15 protein-coding genes are annotated in these 15339 nt (G+C 67.3%); 10 read left to right on the top strand and 5 right to left on the bottom strand.

Translation table 11 applies throughout. The annotated features are described in order from the left end of the window. Window positions 1-4: 4 nt before the first annotated feature. Window positions 5-1228: a citrate/2-methylcitrate synthase gene (locus ACQR2C_RS29985; RefSeq protein ID WP_434882734.1), complete on the bottom strand. Its 1224-nt coding sequence runs from the start codon at window positions 1226-1228 to the stop codon at window positions 5-7. A gap of 81 nt (window positions 1229-1309) precedes the next feature. Here ACQR2C_RS29985 and ACQR2C_RS29980 point away from each other — a divergent pair, with 81 nt between their 5' ends. Continuing rightward, window positions 1310-2398 (top strand): citrate synthase/methylcitrate synthase, encoded by a 1089-nt coding sequence (locus ACQR2C_RS29980; RefSeq protein ID WP_434882733.1) that lies wholly within the window; start codon window positions 1310-1312, stop codon window positions 2396-2398. A 43-nt stretch (window positions 2399-2441) separates the two neighbouring features. Here the strand turns inward: ACQR2C_RS29980 and ACQR2C_RS29975 are convergent, their stop codons facing one another. Further along, window positions 2442-3086, bottom strand: a complete 645-nt coding sequence (locus ACQR2C_RS29975) for a J domain-containing protein (RefSeq protein WP_315800591.1) — start codon at window positions 3084-3086, stop codon at window positions 2442-2444. Between the two features lie 110 nt (window positions 3087-3196). On the opposite strand from ACQR2C_RS29975, the gene ACQR2C_RS29970 reads away from it, so the two are divergent. Continuing rightward, window positions 3197-3466 carry a BolA family protein gene (locus ACQR2C_RS29970; protein ID WP_315800592.1) on the top strand — a complete coding sequence of 90 codons (270 nt, stop codon included), beginning with the start codon at window positions 3197-3199 and terminating at the stop codon, window positions 3464-3466. 68 nt (window positions 3467-3534) lie between these two features. Here ACQR2C_RS29970 and ACQR2C_RS29965 read toward each other — a convergent pair whose 3' ends face one another. From ACQR2C_RS29965 to ACQR2C_RS29955, 3 genes are all read right to left on the bottom strand, one after another. Next, window positions 3535-4839: an HlyC/CorC family transporter gene (locus ACQR2C_RS29965; protein WP_315800593.1), complete on the bottom strand. Its 1305-nt coding sequence runs from the start codon at window positions 4837-4839 to the stop codon at window positions 3535-3537. 74 nt (window positions 4840-4913) lie between these two features. Beyond that, window positions 4914-6062 carry a 3-dehydroquinate synthase gene (gene aroB, locus ACQR2C_RS29960; protein ID WP_434882732.1) on the bottom strand — a complete coding sequence of 383 codons (1149 nt, stop codon included), beginning with the start codon at window positions 6060-6062 and terminating at the stop codon, window positions 4914-4916. Further along, window positions 6059-6724: a shikimate kinase gene (locus ACQR2C_RS29955; protein WP_315800595.1), complete on the bottom strand. Its 666-nt coding sequence runs from the start codon at window positions 6722-6724 to the stop codon at window positions 6059-6061. The genes aroB and ACQR2C_RS29955 overlap by 4 nt, the downstream gene beginning before the upstream one ends. 339 nt (window positions 6725-7063) lie before the next feature. On the opposite strand from ACQR2C_RS29955, the gene ACQR2C_RS29950 reads away from it, so the two are divergent. From ACQR2C_RS29950 to ACQR2C_RS29915, 8 genes are all read left to right on the top strand, one after another. Continuing rightward, window positions 7064-7210 (top strand): histidine kinase, encoded by a 147-nt coding sequence (locus ACQR2C_RS29950; RefSeq protein ID WP_315800919.1) that lies wholly within the window; start codon window positions 7064-7066, stop codon window positions 7208-7210. Window positions 7211-7381: 171 nt separating this feature from the next. Then, window positions 7382-8338 carry a site-specific tyrosine recombinase XerD gene (gene xerD / locus ACQR2C_RS29945; protein ID WP_315800596.1) on the top strand — a complete coding sequence of 319 codons (957 nt, stop codon included), beginning with the start codon at window positions 7382-7384 and terminating at the stop codon, window positions 8336-8338. A gap of 219 nt (window positions 8339-8557) precedes the next feature. Then, window positions 8558-9520: an acetyl-CoA carboxylase carboxyltransferase subunit alpha gene (locus ACQR2C_RS29940; protein ID WP_315800597.1), complete on the top strand. Its 963-nt coding sequence runs from the start codon at window positions 8558-8560 to the stop codon at window positions 9518-9520. 294 nt (window positions 9521-9814) lie between these two features. Beyond that, window positions 9815-11284, top strand: a complete 1470-nt coding sequence (locus ACQR2C_RS29935; RefSeq protein WP_316182907.1) for a L,D-transpeptidase family protein — start codon at window positions 9815-9817, stop codon at window positions 11282-11284. Window positions 11285-12103: 819 nt separating this feature from the next. Beyond that, on the top strand, window positions 12104-12568 hold the full coding sequence (locus ACQR2C_RS29930) for an Rrf2 family transcriptional regulator (RefSeq protein ID WP_316182906.1): 465 nt from the start codon (window positions 12104-12106) through the stop codon (window positions 12566-12568). Beyond that, window positions 12558-13265 (top strand): class I SAM-dependent methyltransferase, encoded by a 708-nt coding sequence (locus tag ACQR2C_RS29925; RefSeq protein ID WP_434882731.1) that lies wholly within the window; start codon window positions 12558-12560, stop codon window positions 13263-13265. The genes ACQR2C_RS29930 and ACQR2C_RS29925 overlap by 11 nt, the downstream gene beginning before the upstream one ends. Further along, window positions 13243-13785, top strand: coding sequence for a hypothetical protein (locus ACQR2C_RS29920; RefSeq protein WP_434840287.1), 543 nt, complete (start codon window positions 13243-13245; stop codon window positions 13783-13785). Before ACQR2C_RS29925 ends, ACQR2C_RS29920 begins: the two co-directional genes overlap by 23 nt. A gap of 187 nt (window positions 13786-13972) precedes the next feature. Then, window positions 13973-15298: a hypothetical protein gene (locus tag ACQR2C_RS29915; RefSeq protein WP_434840286.1), complete on the top strand. Its 1326-nt coding sequence runs from the start codon at window positions 13973-13975 to the stop codon at window positions 15296-15298. The last annotated feature ends 41 nt before the right edge of the window (window positions 15299-15339 follow it).

Below are 15339 nucleotides of genomic sequence, written 5' to 3'. Positions count from 1 at the left end.
AACGCTACAGCGCATCCAACATGGCTCCGCGGCCGGGTGCGGGTCCGATATAGCGAGCACGTGGGCGGATCAGGCGGCCGTGCTGCAGCTGCTCGCAGGCATGGGCGAGCCAGCCGACGCAGCGTGCCATCGCGAACAGCGCCAGCTCGCTGCCGGCAGGCAGCCGCAGGCTATGCACCAGCACCGCCAGCGCATAGTCGATATTGACGAACTCGCCGGTCGCCTCGGCGATCCGCTCCGGCACCTCGCGGGTGAATTTGCGCGGCGCGCCGGCGCGCGTCAGCGCCTCCAGCAGCGAGATGGCGCGGGGGTCGCCGTGCTTGTAGACGCCGTGGCCGAAGCCGGCGAAGCGCTCGCCGAGCGCCACCCGCTCGCGGATCAGCGGCGCGACATCGCGATCAACGAGGGTCTTCACCAGTTGCGACGCCAGGACGCCGGCGCCGCCGTGCTGCGGTCCTTTGAGCGCCGCAAGACCCGCGATGACGGCATCGTAGAGACTGAGGCCCGTCGACGCCGCACAGCGGACGGTGAAGGTCGACGCGTTCAGCTCATGATCGGCCAGCAGCACCAGGGTGCGGCGGATCAGGTCCGGCGCATGTTCATGTCCGGGCGCCCAGCTCCGCGCGACCTGAACATGCAGCGGACCGGCTGAGGCGGGCTGGTTCAACATGGTTGCGACCACCAGCCGGACGATGCGCGCGCCGACCAGCGCCCGACCATCGGGAGCGCGGTTGAACGCCGCGGGATCGGCATGTGTCGCCAGCGCCAGCACCGCGATGGCCCGGTCGATCGGCGCCGCACGCCGCGCGGCATCGGCGATGAAACCCATCTCCTCCGACACGGCCGGAAGGTTGCCCGGCGCAAACGGATCGAGCGCGGTCACGTCCCACAGCAGGGTCGCAGCATGTTCCAGCGTGCCGCGCACGGCTAGGTCGACGCAATTGACGCCTCGATAGATCGGACCGGCTTCGGTGATTGTCGACACGGCGGAATCGAACACGGGGAGGTCCGCATCGAAGCTGCGGAAGGCGCGCGGCTCGGGGGCCGGTGCGCGCCGCTCCTTCAGGGCCCGGATGTCCTCGGCGCGATAGCGGTTGCCGCGCGAATTCGGCGACGGCTCGGAGCGGACCAGTCCGCGGCTGACATAGGCGTAGAGGGTGGCCGGCGAGATCGCCAGTTCAGCCGAAGCTTCGCGCGCAGATAGGTAAAGACCACTGTCTTTTTTCATATTGATCAGCTTAATCAAGATTGATCAAGTTGTCGACTGGGCGGATCTTGGCAGCGTGACCATTCTCGAAGGAGACCCGCCATGACCATCCAGCTCGGCAAGACCCCCATCGGCCTCGACGGAATCGCCGCCGCCGAGACCGTGCTCAGCCACGTCGACGGCCAGCAGGGGGAGCTCATCATCGCCGGAGCGCGTGTGGCCGACCTCGCCGCCGCCAGCGGCTTCGAGGGCGTGACTGCCCGACTATGGAGCGCGGCGACGAAGCGCAGCGTCGGCGAGACGGATGTCCGTGCCAGCCTCGGCCAGGCCCGCGAGCGGGCCTTCGCCCGGCTGCCCGGGCTGCTCGCCGCGACCGCCGGCCTGTCGATCATCGACGGCTTCCGCGCCGCCGTCGCGGCGCTGCGGTCCGAACCCGGGCTCGACGACGAAGCCACGATCGTCGGGGCCTGCCCGGTGATCGCCGGCGCACTGGTCCAGCGCGCGCAGGGAGCGCAGCCGATTGCGCCCGATCCTGACGCCGGCCACGCCGCAGACACCCTGCGCATGGTCCGCGGCGATACGCCTGCGGCTGGCGAGGTGGCGACGCTGGACACGTATCTCGTCACCGTCAGCGATCACGGCATGAACGCCTCGACCTTCGCCGCGCGCGTCGTCGCCTCGACCCAGGCCGACCTGTTCGCATCGGTGACCGCCGGCTATTGCGCGCTCACCGGCCCGCTGCATGGCGGGGCGCCGGAGCCGGTGCTGGAGATGCTCAACGCGATCGGCACGCGCGAGAACATCAAGCCGTGGGTCGACGCGGCGCTCGGCCGCGGCGAGCGGCTGATGGGGTTCGGACATCGGATCTATCGCGTGCGCGATCCGCGGGCCGACGTGCTCAAGGCCGCGATCGAGCGGCTGGCGGGCAGCGGCGCCGACCTGCCGTTTGCGAGCGAGGTGGAGGCTTACATCCGCCAGGCGCTGCGGCGGAAGAATCCGGAGCGGGCGCTCGACACCAATGTCGAGTTCTTCACCGCCATCCTGCTCGATGCGCTGAAGATTCCGCGCCAGGCGTTCACGCCGATCTTCGCGGTGGCGCGGGCCGCCGGCTGGACCGCCCATGCGCGGGAGCAGCAGCGGACGGGGCGGTTGATCCGGCCGAGCTCGGCCTATATCGGGCCGAAGCCCTGAGACCTTCGACGCAACGCGCGGCAGCCTCACGCGCTGCCGCGCGTCAGCCCTTCACCACCGTCTTCAGGTAGTTGTAGGCCTTGATGATCTCGATCAGGCGATCCTCGGTGGAGCGGTCGCCGCCATTGGCATCGGGATGGTGCTGCTTCACCAGCGCCTTGTACTTAACCTTGACATCTTCCAGCGTCGCGTCGGGACCGAGGCCCATCACCTGCAGCGCCTTGCGCTCGGCGTTGAACACCTTGCGCGTCTCAGCCTTGGGGGCCGACCGGGGATCCGGACGCCAGCTGCCGCGGCCGTTGATCTCGGCGAATACGCTGAACGGATCGGCGGCATCGCCGAGATCGCCCTCGGCGCTGCCGGTGCCGCGCTTGGCCGACGTGTTGGCACCCATCTTCCAGGTCGGGCGGTGTCCGGTCAGCGCATCCTTCTGATAGCGCGCGACCGCCTCGGCGTTCATCCCCGAGAAGAAATTATAGGACTGGTTGTACTCGCGCACGTGATCGAGACAGAAGTGCCAATACTCGCGCGCGTTCTCGCGTCCCTTGGGCGCGCGATGCGAGCCCTTGTTCTTGCAGTCCGGCCACTGACAGGGCTGGGCCTCCTCGCGCACCACCGGCTGCCGCGCAGCCGCCTTCTTGGGCTTGATGCGGATGGAGTCGAAGAATTTGTTTGAATCGATCGGCATGGCGGACTTTGACTACGCAACGCGAAAAGCTTCAAGTCTTGACATTGCGAATACCTCGGGCGGGGACCGCCGATTGACGAAAAATAATTTGATGCGTATTTCCAGAGACCATGCGGACCCGAGATGCTATCATCAAAAAGTTGCGCGAAGCTTTCACGCCTGAAAGCCTCGATGTTCAGGACGAATCACATCTGCATGAAGGCCATATGGGCCATCAGCCGAGCGGTGAGACCCATTTCCGCGTGTATATTGTGTCGCAGGCCTTCGCGGGCAAGAGCCGTGTCGATCGCCACCGCCTGATCAACGCCGCATTGGCAGCGGAACTTGCCGGCTCGGTGCACGCGCTCGCGCTGCATGCGAAGGCGCCGGGCGAGGCTTGATCCCATCGCTTTATTTGAGCATGATCTCTTCGGAAAACCGGCTTCCACTTTTCCGGATCATGCTCTAGCTAGAACGCCGTGCCTGCACGGCGCGGCCGCGTCTCCTCGGTTTCGCCGCGCGGCACCGGTACGATGCGCAGCGCAGTGATGCGATTGCGCTCCCGGCGCAGCACGCGAAACCGGAAGCCGTGGAACGTGAAGCTCTGGCCGCGCTCGGGGATCGAACGCGCCTCGTGAATGACGAGACCGGCAACTGTCGTTGCTTCCTCATCGGGCAGCGTCCAGTCCATCGCGCGATTGAGATCGCGGATCGGCACTGAGCCATCGACGACGACGGATCCGTCCGGCTGCACGCGCACACCCGCGACCTGCACATCCTGCTCGTCGGAGATGTCGCCGACGATCTCCTCCAGAATATCCTCCAGCGTGACGATGCCTTCGACCTCGCCATACTCGTCGACCACGAGCGCGAAATGCGTCTTGCGCCGGCGGAACGCCTTCAGCTGTTCCGACACGGACCGCATCTCGGGTACGAACCACGGCGGCAGCGCCAGTGAAGCAACGTCGATGTGCGACACGTCGCCCTCGGCGGCGCGGATCGCACGCAGCAGGTCCTTCGCATGCAGCACGCCGATGATGTTCTCCGGCGTGCCGCGCCACAGCGGGATGCGTGTGTATTCGGTGGCGAGCACCTCGCGCACCAGTTCTTCCTGCGGCAGGTCCGCATTCACCATCACCATCTCGGTGCGGTGGACCATGACGTCGGACACCTGCAATTCGCGCAGATCGAGCAGGCCGCCGAGCATGTCGCGATCCTGCTTCTCGACCTTGCCTTCATGATGCAACAGATCGACGGCGCCGCGCAGGCGTTCGGTCGGCGACAGGATCGGCTGATTGGCCCCGACCTTGAAGCCGATCAGCCGCATCAGCCCGCGCACGATCGCTTCGATCACGGCAAGCACCGGACCGAGCACGATCACCGCCGCCCGCATCGGCCTGGCGACCGCGAGCGAGACGCGATCCGGCGCGTTGATCGCGATCGTCTTCGGCAGCACCTCGGCAAAGATCACGACCAGCGCGGTCATCACGCCGGTCGCGTAGAGCACGCCGACCTCACCGAACCAGGCGGTGAAAATACCGGTCGCCAGCGCGGAGGCGCCGATATTGGCGATGTTGTTGCCGAGCAGCAGCGCGCCGATCAGCCGTTCGCGCGTGTCGAACAGGCTCGACACCACGTCGGCATCGCGATTGCCCTGCTTCGACAGCCGCAGCATTGAGGCGCGAGAGGCGCCGGTCAGCGCGGTCTCGCTCAGCGCAAAGAAGGCGGAGGCGGCGAGGAGGAGAATGACGACGGAGAGTGTGAACCAGTCCATGACGCCGATGTCGCTCTGGAGGGAGGCAGCCGATGATCCGTTGGCACTGCTCAATACGGCGTAAAAGCCCCGGATCAGCTTCTGCTGCGCAATTTGGCCTGGAGAAAGTCGCGGACGCGCACTGGATCGACGTCGTTCGCGATGACGGCGCGGCCGATGGCTTCCATCAGGATGAAGGTGAGCTTGCCGCGCTTGACCTTCTTGTCCTGCGCCATCAAGGCCAACAGCCGGTCGGCGTCGCCGATCCCCTCCTGGGCGAAGCCGGCGATGTCCTGCAGATGGGTCGGCAGACCGGCCGCGGCAAGGTGACGCTCGATGCGCACGACGTCGTCCGGCGGCAGCATCCCGAGCTCGGCCGAGAACTGCGCCGCCAGCACCATGCCGACGGCGACGCCCTCGCCGTGGAACAGGCGATCAGAGAACCCGGTGACGGCCTCCAGCGCATGGCCGAAGGTATGCCCGAGATTGAGCAGCGCGCGGTCGCCAGTCTCGCGCTCGTCGCGGGCCACGATCGCCGCCTTGGCGCGGCACGAGGTCGCGACCGCGTGCTCGCGCGCGGCGCCGCCTCTGACGATGTCGGCGTGATTGGCCTCGAGCCAGGCGAAGAAGCTGGCATCGCCGAGCAGGCCATATTTGGCGACCTCGGCATAGCCGGCGCGGAACTGGCGCGGCGACAGGGTATCGAGCACGGCGGTGTCGGCGATCACCAGCACCGGCTGATGGAAGGCGCCGAGCAGGTTCTTGCCTTGCGGCGAATTGATGCCGGTCTTGCCGCCGACGGAGCTGTCGACCTGCGCCAGCAGCGAGGTCGGCACCTGCACGAAATCGACGCCGCGGCGCAGGATGGCGGCCGCGAAGCCGGCGAGATCGCCGACCACGCCGCCACCGAGCGCGACGACCAGATCGTTGCGTTCGATCCTGGCAGCGATCAGCGCCTCGCTGACCTTCTCCAGGCCGGCATAGGTCTTGGAGCCCTCGCCCTCATCGACCACGATCGTGGACGCCGGGATGCCCGCCTCCGCCAGGATCGCCTCGGTCGGCTTCAGCCAATGCGCGGCCACGGTACGGTCGGTGACGATGGCCGTGCGCACGCCCGGCCGCAGCGCCGCGATGCGCTGGCCGAGCGAAGCCAGCACGCCGCGGCCGATGACGATGTCATAGGCGCGCTCGCCGAGCGCGACGTCGACGATGATCGGATCGGAATGCTTCAGAGGTGCTGTCATCGGAGCGCGCCCATCGCGTGCGGAGGATCGGGTTGAACTGGATCGGGTTGCGGTCCGGCCGGCCCCGCCTCGGTCTCCGGTGGCGAGAAGAACGCCTGCAGCGCCTCAATGCAGTCCTCGACAACGCGATCATGCGGCACATCGCGCGAGCAGATCGTGAGATCGGCAAGCTGGTAGACCGGCTCGCGCTCGACGAGCAGGCGAGCGACCGTGCCTTCGGGATCGGCGGTCTGCAGCAGCGGCCGGTCGGCCCGCCGCCGGACGCGGCGCATGATCACGTCGGCATCGGCCTTCAGCCAAACAGAGACCGCCTTCTCATGGATGCGCCGCCGCGTCTCCTCGCGCATGAAGGCGCCGCCACCGGTTGCCAGCACACCGGGCCCGTTTTCGAGCAGCCGGGCGATCACCCGGGCCTCGCCGTTGCGGAAATAGTCCTCGCCGCGCGATTCGAAGATTTCGGGTATGGTCATGCCGGCCGCGGTCTCGATCTCGGTGTCCGCATCGACGAAGGGCAGCCGCAACCGCGCCGCGAGCCGCCGGCCCACGGTCGACTTGCCGACACCCATCATGCCGACCAGCACGATCAGCCGCTTGCCGAGGCCTGCGAGAATAGCGGTCTCCGGAGCGGCTGGGCTTGCAGCGGGTTGGGACGTGTCGGTCATATGAAGGCTTCTAACCCAGCCCCTGCTGCTTTCAAAGGCATCCTGTTCCGCGACACGCAACCGGTTCTCCCCGCGGACGTCGTTCCGGGGCGCGCGCAGCGCGAGCCCGGAACCCATACCCACAGGATGCTGTGTGAGGCAGGCTGGCTGTTGGCATCTCGCCGACGAGATCGTCCTGCGGTGATGGATTCCGGGCTCGCCGCGCTGCGCGCGCCGCCCCGGAATGAGGGAGCAAGCAGAACCGACCTCCGGACGAACGGTGGAGAGCGCCGGACTTGCCAGCCGGGTGCGAACATGTTGGATGAAACTATTCCTTCCCTGGTGGCCCGCGCGACCCCGATGCCCAGCCTGTTCCGCTTCCTGACCGTGATCGCCGTCATCGTCGGCGTGGTCTATGGCGCGATCTACGCGCTGGCGAATTTCGTCAGTCCCAAATCGCGGGAGATGACGGTGACGATCCCGCCGGACAAGTTCCAGAAGAAATGATCCGGCACGCGAGCGCGAACTCAAAAGCCACACGGCATTGATTAAGCATTTTGCGCTTCTCTGAGGTGGCCGGGCGCCGCGATATCGGCCAGATTTGCAGTCACCGCTCGATGTGCCCCGGCGAATACCTCGTAGTGATTCGATCGCCTCGGACGCAGCGGATTTCACGATATGAAGGTCAAGGCCTCCGACGCCAGGCTGATGAGCCTGTTCCTCGACATGATGGCCGCCGAGCAGGGCGCCGGTCAGAACACGCTGGACGCCTATCGCCGCGACCTCACCGATCTCTCCGAATTTCTCGGCGGCAAGGCCAACAGCTTCGCCACGGCCGACACCCAGGCGTTGCGCGACTATCTCGCCGACCTCGATACCAGGGGCTTCAAGTCCTCCAGCGTGGCGCGGCGGCTGTCGGCGATGCGGCACCTGTTCCGCTTCCTGCTGAGCGAGCGCATCCGCAGCGACGATCCCGCCGCCATCCTGTCCGGCCCGAAGCGCGGCCGTTCCTTGCCCAAGGTGCTGTCGATCGGCGATGTCGACCGGATGCTGACCAGGGCCAAGGAGCTCTCCGAGGTCGGCGAGGCCTCGCCGGCGCAGCGGCTGCGCGCGCTGCGGCTGTATTGCCTGCTCGAGGTGCTGTACGCGACCGGCCTGCGCGTCTCCGAGCTGGTGGCGCTGCCGCGCACCGCGGCCCGCAACGACGCCCGCATGATCGTGGTGCGCGGCAAGGGCAACAAGGAGCGGCTGGTGCCGCTGAACCAGGCCTCGCGCCAGGCGATGGCCGACTATCTCGCCGCCCTGGATGCGCTGAAGCCTGAGAAGAAGGCCAGTGCGACATTCGGCAAATGGCTGTTTCCCTCGTTCGGCGAGAGCGGCCACCTCACCCGCCAGCACTTCGCCCGCGACCTCAAGGAACTCGCGGTGGCCAGCGGCCTGCCCGCCCGGCTGGTGTCGCCGCACGTGCTGCGCCACGCCTTCGCCAGCCATCTGCTGCACAACGGTGCCGACCTGCGCATCGTGCAGACCCTGCTCGGCCACACCGACATCTCGACCACCCAGATCTACACCCACGTGGTCGAGGAGCGGCTCAAGAGCCTGGTCCGCGACCTGCACCCGCTGGCCGAGACCTGACCTCGCTTCACACCTTCCCGAAACCAAATCCGCCGGCGTGACGCCCGGCCGGCTTGACTTCGCGCCCGTCTGCCCCGAAAGAGCGCCATCCTGCCCGCGATCCCGGCGCGATGCCTGGAGGCTGGGCACCGATCGTACCCTAAGCTCCTGAAGTCGTTCGGCTTCAGGTCCGAAGGCCGAACCGATTTCGTCTCCCAGCGCTCTTCCTTCAGCTCTTCCATGCCGGATCCCATGCGCAGCTACCTCGATTTCGAAAAGCCTGTTGCCGAGCTCGATTCCAAGGTCGACGAACTCCGGGCGATGGCCGCCTCCGGCACCGATATCGGCGAGGAGGTCAGCCGGATCGAGGAGAAGGCCGGCCAGGCGCTGGCCGAGCTCTACGCCACGCTCACGCCGTGGCAGAAGACCATGGTGGCCCGCCATCCGCAGCGGCCGCACTTCACCGACTTCGTGGGCGGCCTGATCACCGAGTTCACCCCGCTCGCCGGCGACCGCAAGTTCGGCGAGGACGCCGCTCTGCTCGGCGGCTTCGGCCGCTTTCGCGGCGAGCCGATCTGCGTGATGGGCCAGGAAAAGGGCGCCACTACCGAGTCCCGGCTCAAACACAATTTCGGCATGGCCCGTCCCGAAGGCTACCGCAAGGCGGTCCGGCTGATGGAGATGGCCGAGCGCTTCGGCATCCCCGTGCTGTCGCTGGTCGATTCCGCCGGCGCCTATCCCGGCATCGGCGCCGAGGAGCGCGGCCAGGCCGAAGCGATCGCGCGCTCGACCGACGCCTGCCTGGCGCTCGGCGTCCCCAACATCGCGATCATCACCGGCGAAGGCATGTCGGGCGGCGCGATCGCGCTGACCACCGCCAACCGGGTGCTGATGCTGGAGCACGCGATCTACAGCGTGATCTCGCCGGAAGCCGCCTCCTCGATCCTCTGGCGCGACGGCACCAAGGCGCAGGAAGCCGCCAACAGCATGAAGATCACCGCCCAGGACATGCTCCGCTTCGGCGTGGTCGACACCATTCTCAAGGAGCCGGTCGGCGGCGCTCACCGCGATCCCGCGGCAATGATCGCGGCGACCGGCGAGGCGATCGCCCAGGCGCTCGACGAGCTGAAGGGCCTCGACGCCGACGCCATCCGCAAGCAGCGCCGGCAGAAGTTCATCGAGATCGGCCGCAAGCTCGGTTGACCGGGCTGGCACTGAGCCCGCGGCGCTCGCGGTTTTGTGAGTCTTTCCAGCCGTTTGGCCGCATTTCGGCCCCGCCGGCGGGGTCTGCTGTTTAGAAGTTGTTGACCAAGGCGGCCGGGGCCAGGTGGGATCGCCGGAGCGCGGGTTGCGAGGCCTGGGGTCAAAGGCTACAATTTTAATCAATGGTTTGACGGCATGACGCAGGGTCGACCCGTGATTTATCCAGCTTTCGGGCCGATCGGGTGAGATGAGACTGGGGTGTTGCGGCATGCCGGGTTTGCGGGGAGCTTTGCTTTGATCAACCGCGCTTTCGTCCGGGTTCTCCTGACCTCGGCGGCGTTGGCCGCCGGTGCGCTGCTGACCGGTTGCAACAGCGATCAGGTCGGACTCGCCACCAACGCCAAGGCCAACCAGCCGGTACCGCCGAAGCTCGTCGCGACGATGGGCGAGAAGGATATGGATCTGCAGTCGCCGATCCTGGTCCGCGTCTTCAAGCAGGAGGCCGAGCTCGAGGTCTGGAAGCAGGACCGCTCGGGCAAGTTCGCGCTGCTCAAGACCTATCCGATCTGCCGCTGGTCGGGCGATCTTGGACCCAAAGTGCGCGAGGGCGACCGCCAGGCGCCGGAGGGCTTCTACTCGATCAATCCGAGCCAGATGAACCCGCAATCGGCCTACTATCTGTCGTTCAACACCGGCTATCCGAACGCGTTCGACAAGGCGCTCGGCCGCACCGGCTCGCAGCTGATGGTGCATGGCGACTGCTCCTCGCGCGGCTGCTTCGCGATGACCGACGAGCAGATCGCCGAGATCTATGCGCTCGGGCGCGAGTCGTTCTTCGGCGGCCAGCGCGCCTTCCAGTTCCAGGCCTATCCGTTCCGGATGACGCCGGTGAACATGGCGAGGCACCGCAACAATCCGAACATGCCGTTCTGGCGCATGATCAAGGAAGGCTACGACGCCTTCGAGGTCACGCGGCAGGAGCCGAAGGTCGACTTCTGCGAGAAGAAATACGTCTTCAACGCCCAGAAGCCGCCGGGCGCGACGCATGATCCGGTGTTCGACGCCTCTGCCAAGTGCCCGGCCTATGTCGTGCCCGACGAGATCACCGCCGCCGTGCGCGACAAGCAGCAGGCCGACGAGGCGGAATATGCCAAGCTCGTCGCCAAGGGCACGCCGGTCGCCAAGCTCAACACCGGCATCGACGGCGGCATGAATCCGATCTTCGCCAGCCGCGTGCCCGGAGCCTCCACCGGCCTGTCCGACGCCGGCGAGGCGCCGGGCCTGTCGCTCGCCAACTTCCAGGCCGCGCCAGGCACGATCCCCGGTCACGTCAACCCGCCGCGCGCGCCCGGCGCCGACGAGGTCGCGATGCCGGCCAGTGCCGCGGAGGCGCCGGTGAGCGCGCCGTCGACCCGCGTGGCGGCCGTCAGCGCGCCCGAGAAGCCGAGCTTCATGTCGAGCCTCGCCCGCAAGGTCGGGATCGGCGGCAATGCGGCGGCTGAGAGCACGGCGACAGCCAAGCCCGCGCCGAGCAAGACCGCAGAGGCGAAGCCCGCCGAGACCAAGCCAGCGCCGAAGCCGGTCGCGGCCAAGCCCGCCGAGACCCGGCAGGCTGCCGCGCGGCCGCCGTTCAAGCCCGCGACCAGCGAGGCGCCGGCCACCACCGCCTCGGCTCCCGCCCAGACCCAGACCGCGCTGGTCTCCGGCGCCGTCCCGGTGCTGCAGTCGAACTCGTTCGACAGCCGGTTTTCGGGATTCAAGTAGGTGGGACGTCGGCGCCGCCGGCTCGGAAGAGCCGATCCGAACGCATGACGCCACCCTCCCCTGGAGGGGAAGCACCGCGTTCGTGGTGCCGTCGTGGTCAACGATCTCAAACTGCATCTGGGGATGCGCGTCTCTGTTCTCGCGGCGCATTCGGCGTCCGAGCGATGCATCGATCTCACCCTCTTCAAGACCGAGGGTGCAGGGAAGGCCGGACCTCGACTGAGGCCCGTGGCCCGCCTGCGAAAAAAATGCAGGCGGCAGGAACCACAGGTCCAGCCGGACGATCCGGCCCTCCCTGCGCGACGGTTTGAACGGCTGCTTCGCGATCTCCCTGGGGACCGGGCTGTCTTGCCCCCATCACCGGCGGGATGCACGAGGCATCATCAGCCGGCTTGACCTCAGCGTCGGGAGGCCAGGACCACGCGACTTGACCGTACGGACCGGTGTTGTTCGTCGGCGCGATCAAGTCACGCTGCAAACCGGCCCGCCCATCACATCCCGCACTCCACGCTTCGTGACGACCGCGCAGCGCCCCTCGTCGATGAGGCGGGATGGAATGAATAGATCACGAATTTCCGAAATTGCGAAGCGGAATATTTTTGCTCACGGGACTGGACAGCCCAAATCAGCCTGAACGCGCAGGCGAAATCCGGTTTTCCGCGCCAGAGACTTTGCGGCGGATCGGGGGAATGAACGCGCCCGCATTCGCGACGAGCAGCAGGACCGAGTCGCCCGACGGGCAGACACGACAGCATCGCCCAAGGCCGCACGAAGGCAGGCCGGTTGACGTTCCGGACATCATGTCATATTAAAAGTTACATGAGACCCAACAGCCAGTTGTCCGGCATCCTCCATGTCCTGCTCCACATGGCGGAGCACGACGGTCCGGTCACCTCCGAGGCGCTCGCAGCGATGATGCAGACCAACCCGGTCGTGATCCGCAGAATCATGGCGGGGCTCCGGGACAGCGGCTATGTGCGCTCCGAGAAAGGCCATGGCGGCGGCTGGACGCTCGCCTGCGATCTGGCGGCCGTCACCCTGCGCGACGTCTACGATTCGCTCGGACGTCCGTCGCTGTTCGCGATCGGCCATCGGAGCGACAATCCCAACTGTCTCGTCGAGCAGGCGGTCAATGCCGCGCTCGACACCTCCATCCGGGCCGCCGAGACGTTGCTGCTGTCCCGTCTCGGTGCCATCACGCTGGCGGCGCTGAGCGCTGATTTCCACGACCGCCTCGAACGACGCAAGCGACCTCGCAAGGGAGACATTTGTCATGCCGGCTGACATTGCCGACGGCGCTCAGCAGTTCATCCGCGCGTTTTCCGATCCCGAATTCGTAGCGCGCTACACCGATGGTCCACGGCGCTTCGTGCCCGGTCTCGACGGGCTGCACCGCATGACGGCGGTTCTGCTGGCCGAGCGGGCGCCCGACCATGCGCGGGTGCTCGTGCTGGGCGCGGGCGGCGGGCTCGAGCTCGATGCGTTGGCCGAAGCGCACCCATCGTGGACCTTCGTCGGGGTCGATCCGGCGCCGCAGATGCTGCGACTCGCCGAACGCAGGCTCGGCGCGCGGATGAGCCGAGTCGAACTGATCGAGGGCATCATCGACGCCGCGCCGGCCGGCCCGTTCGACGCGGCGACTTGCCTGCTGACGCTGCATTTTCTGGCAGCGCCGGAGCGTTTGCAGACAGTACGCGCCGTGCACGACCGGCTCCGCCCTGGCGCGCCGTTCGTGGTCGCCCATAGCTGCCTGCCGAAGGAGCTGACTGAGCGGGCCCTGTGGCTGGACCGTTACGCGGCCTACGCCGTTGCGTCGGGCACCGACCCCGAGCAGGCGAGGACGATGCGCGCGACCATCGATGCCAGCGTCAACATGCTGAGCCCGGAGGACGATGAAGCGATCCTGCGTGACGGCGGCTTTCGCGATGCCCGTCGCTTCTTTGCTGCGCTGACTTGGCATGGCTGGATCGGCCACGCCTGACTCCATGCGCTCCCCCTGCGCTTCCAAACATTGCGGCGACTGCACGCTGTGCTGCAAGGTCATGGAGATCGAGCAACTCGGAAAGCCGGCGCATAGCTGGTGCCCGCATTGCCAGCCGCGACACGGCTGCACGATCTATCGCGAGCGCCCGACAGAGTGTGGCGCGTTCAACTGCCTCTGGCTCCTGAACGATCTGCTCGACGATCGGTGGAAGCCTAACAAGGCGAAGCTCGTGCTGACCACGTCGGAAGACGGCATCGAAGTGCGCTGCGATCCCGTTTTTCCAAACGCGTGGCGTCGCCCTCCCTATCAGGCGCAGATCCGCGAATGGGCCGATTCGGGTGAAGCGAACGATGTCACCGTTATCGTGATCATCGGTCGGCGGATGATCCTGATCACCCCGGCGCAGGACTTCGACCTCGGCGAGGTCGGGCCGGACGAACGAATCGTACGTGATCTCGAGGGCGGGCGCGTGGTCGACGCGCGTGTCGTGAAGATCAACCCGATAGAAAAGCCTTGATCCACGGCCTTTGAAACCCCCTGTCTGCGAGACGATGCTACGCATCCTCGATGCGCCCCCTTGGTCCGCAGGCGACACAATGGGCCCCTCACAGTCTGCGTGATGTCGCGCACGGAGCGCGCGGACGCGATCTGCGACAAACGGCGCGTCACCCGAGGCGAGGTGACGCAACCGAGAGGAGCAGGTCATGAGCTTTTGGGATGATATCGGAGATGCCGTCAGTTCCGCCGTCGACGACGTGAAGGACGTCGCGAAGGATGTGGCGGGTGCGGTCGGCGGCGCGGCGGGCGCCGTGGTCAACACGGTCGAGCACGTCGCCGGCGATGCGGCGCATGCCGTGGGCAGCGTGGTGCACGGCATCGGCGCGCTCGGCGGCGAAGCCATCCATACCGTGGGCGGCGTGCTCGGCGCGATCGGGCATGGTGCCGAGGCGATCGGCGGCGGCCTGCTTCACACCGTCGGCGACGTCGCGTCGACCGTGGTCCATGTCGGCGGTGACGTGCTCCACACCGGCATCAACGTGGCGGGTGATCTGGCGTCCGGAGTGAGCGATCTCGCGCACGGCAATATCGATGGCCTCGTCAACGACGTGAAGCATATCGGCGGCCACATCGTCGACGGCGGGCTGAACGTCGCGGGTGACGTCGCCCATGGCGCACTCAATGTCGCCGGCGACCTGGCGCACACCGCGGTCGGCCTCGGCGAGGCCGGGCTGGAGGCGGCCGGCGCAGTCGGCCACGGCGCGCTCGGCATGGCCGGCACCATCGTCGGAACGGCCGGCGAGGTCGGCATGGACGCGCTGGACGCCGCCGGCGCGGTGGTGAAGGGCGGCTTCGACGCCGGCGTGGCGGTGGCCGACGGCGCCATCGGCGTGGTCACCGACACGGCGTCGGCGGCCGGCCACCTGATCGGCGGACCGATCGGCGAGGCGATCTCCGGCATCGCCCACGGCGCCGATGCGGTCGGCACCGGCATCGTCGATGGCGTCGGCCATTTCGTCGGCGAGGGCCTCAACGGTCTGGCGCAGACCGCGGGCGATTTGAGCCACTCGCTGGGGCAGCAGCTCGACGCGATCGGCCACGATCTGGGCTCGCTGGTCAACGACCTCAGCCATGGCGATCTCGGCGCCGCGATCGGCGATATCTTCAAGCTGGCGCAGGACGGCTTGCGCGGTGACGGCATCGCGGTCGCCCATGGCGGGTCCGAGGGCGGCAGCCATGGCGGGTTCTGGGACTCGATCGCCTCGGCGATCCAGCACGCGGGCGACAACGCCCAGGGCGGCCAGGGCTCGGGGTTGGGCTCCGGATTCGGCTCCGGTCCGCTGCACGGCGAAGGCTCGTCGCACAACCCGATCATCGTCGACAATTTCGGCGACCATGGCCACGCCGGCAACACCGGCATCGTGCCGCCGAATTTCGACCACGCGCCGGTGGCCGTGCACGACGCGCCGCACGCCGACTACAGCCACATCGTCCAGATGGACGATTCGCATCACTTCGCGATGCATGGCTGAGGCAAGCAGGACATCCCGCCGTGACTTCACGGCGGGGTGTC

Source organism: Bradyrhizobium sp. HKCCYLRH3061 (assembly GCF_051168015.1).
GTDB lineage: Bacteria > Pseudomonadota > Alphaproteobacteria > Rhizobiales > Xanthobacteraceae > Bradyrhizobium.
The sequence above is the reverse complement of the archived record's forward strand: the minus strand, read 5'-3'. Positions and strand labels throughout refer to the sequence as shown.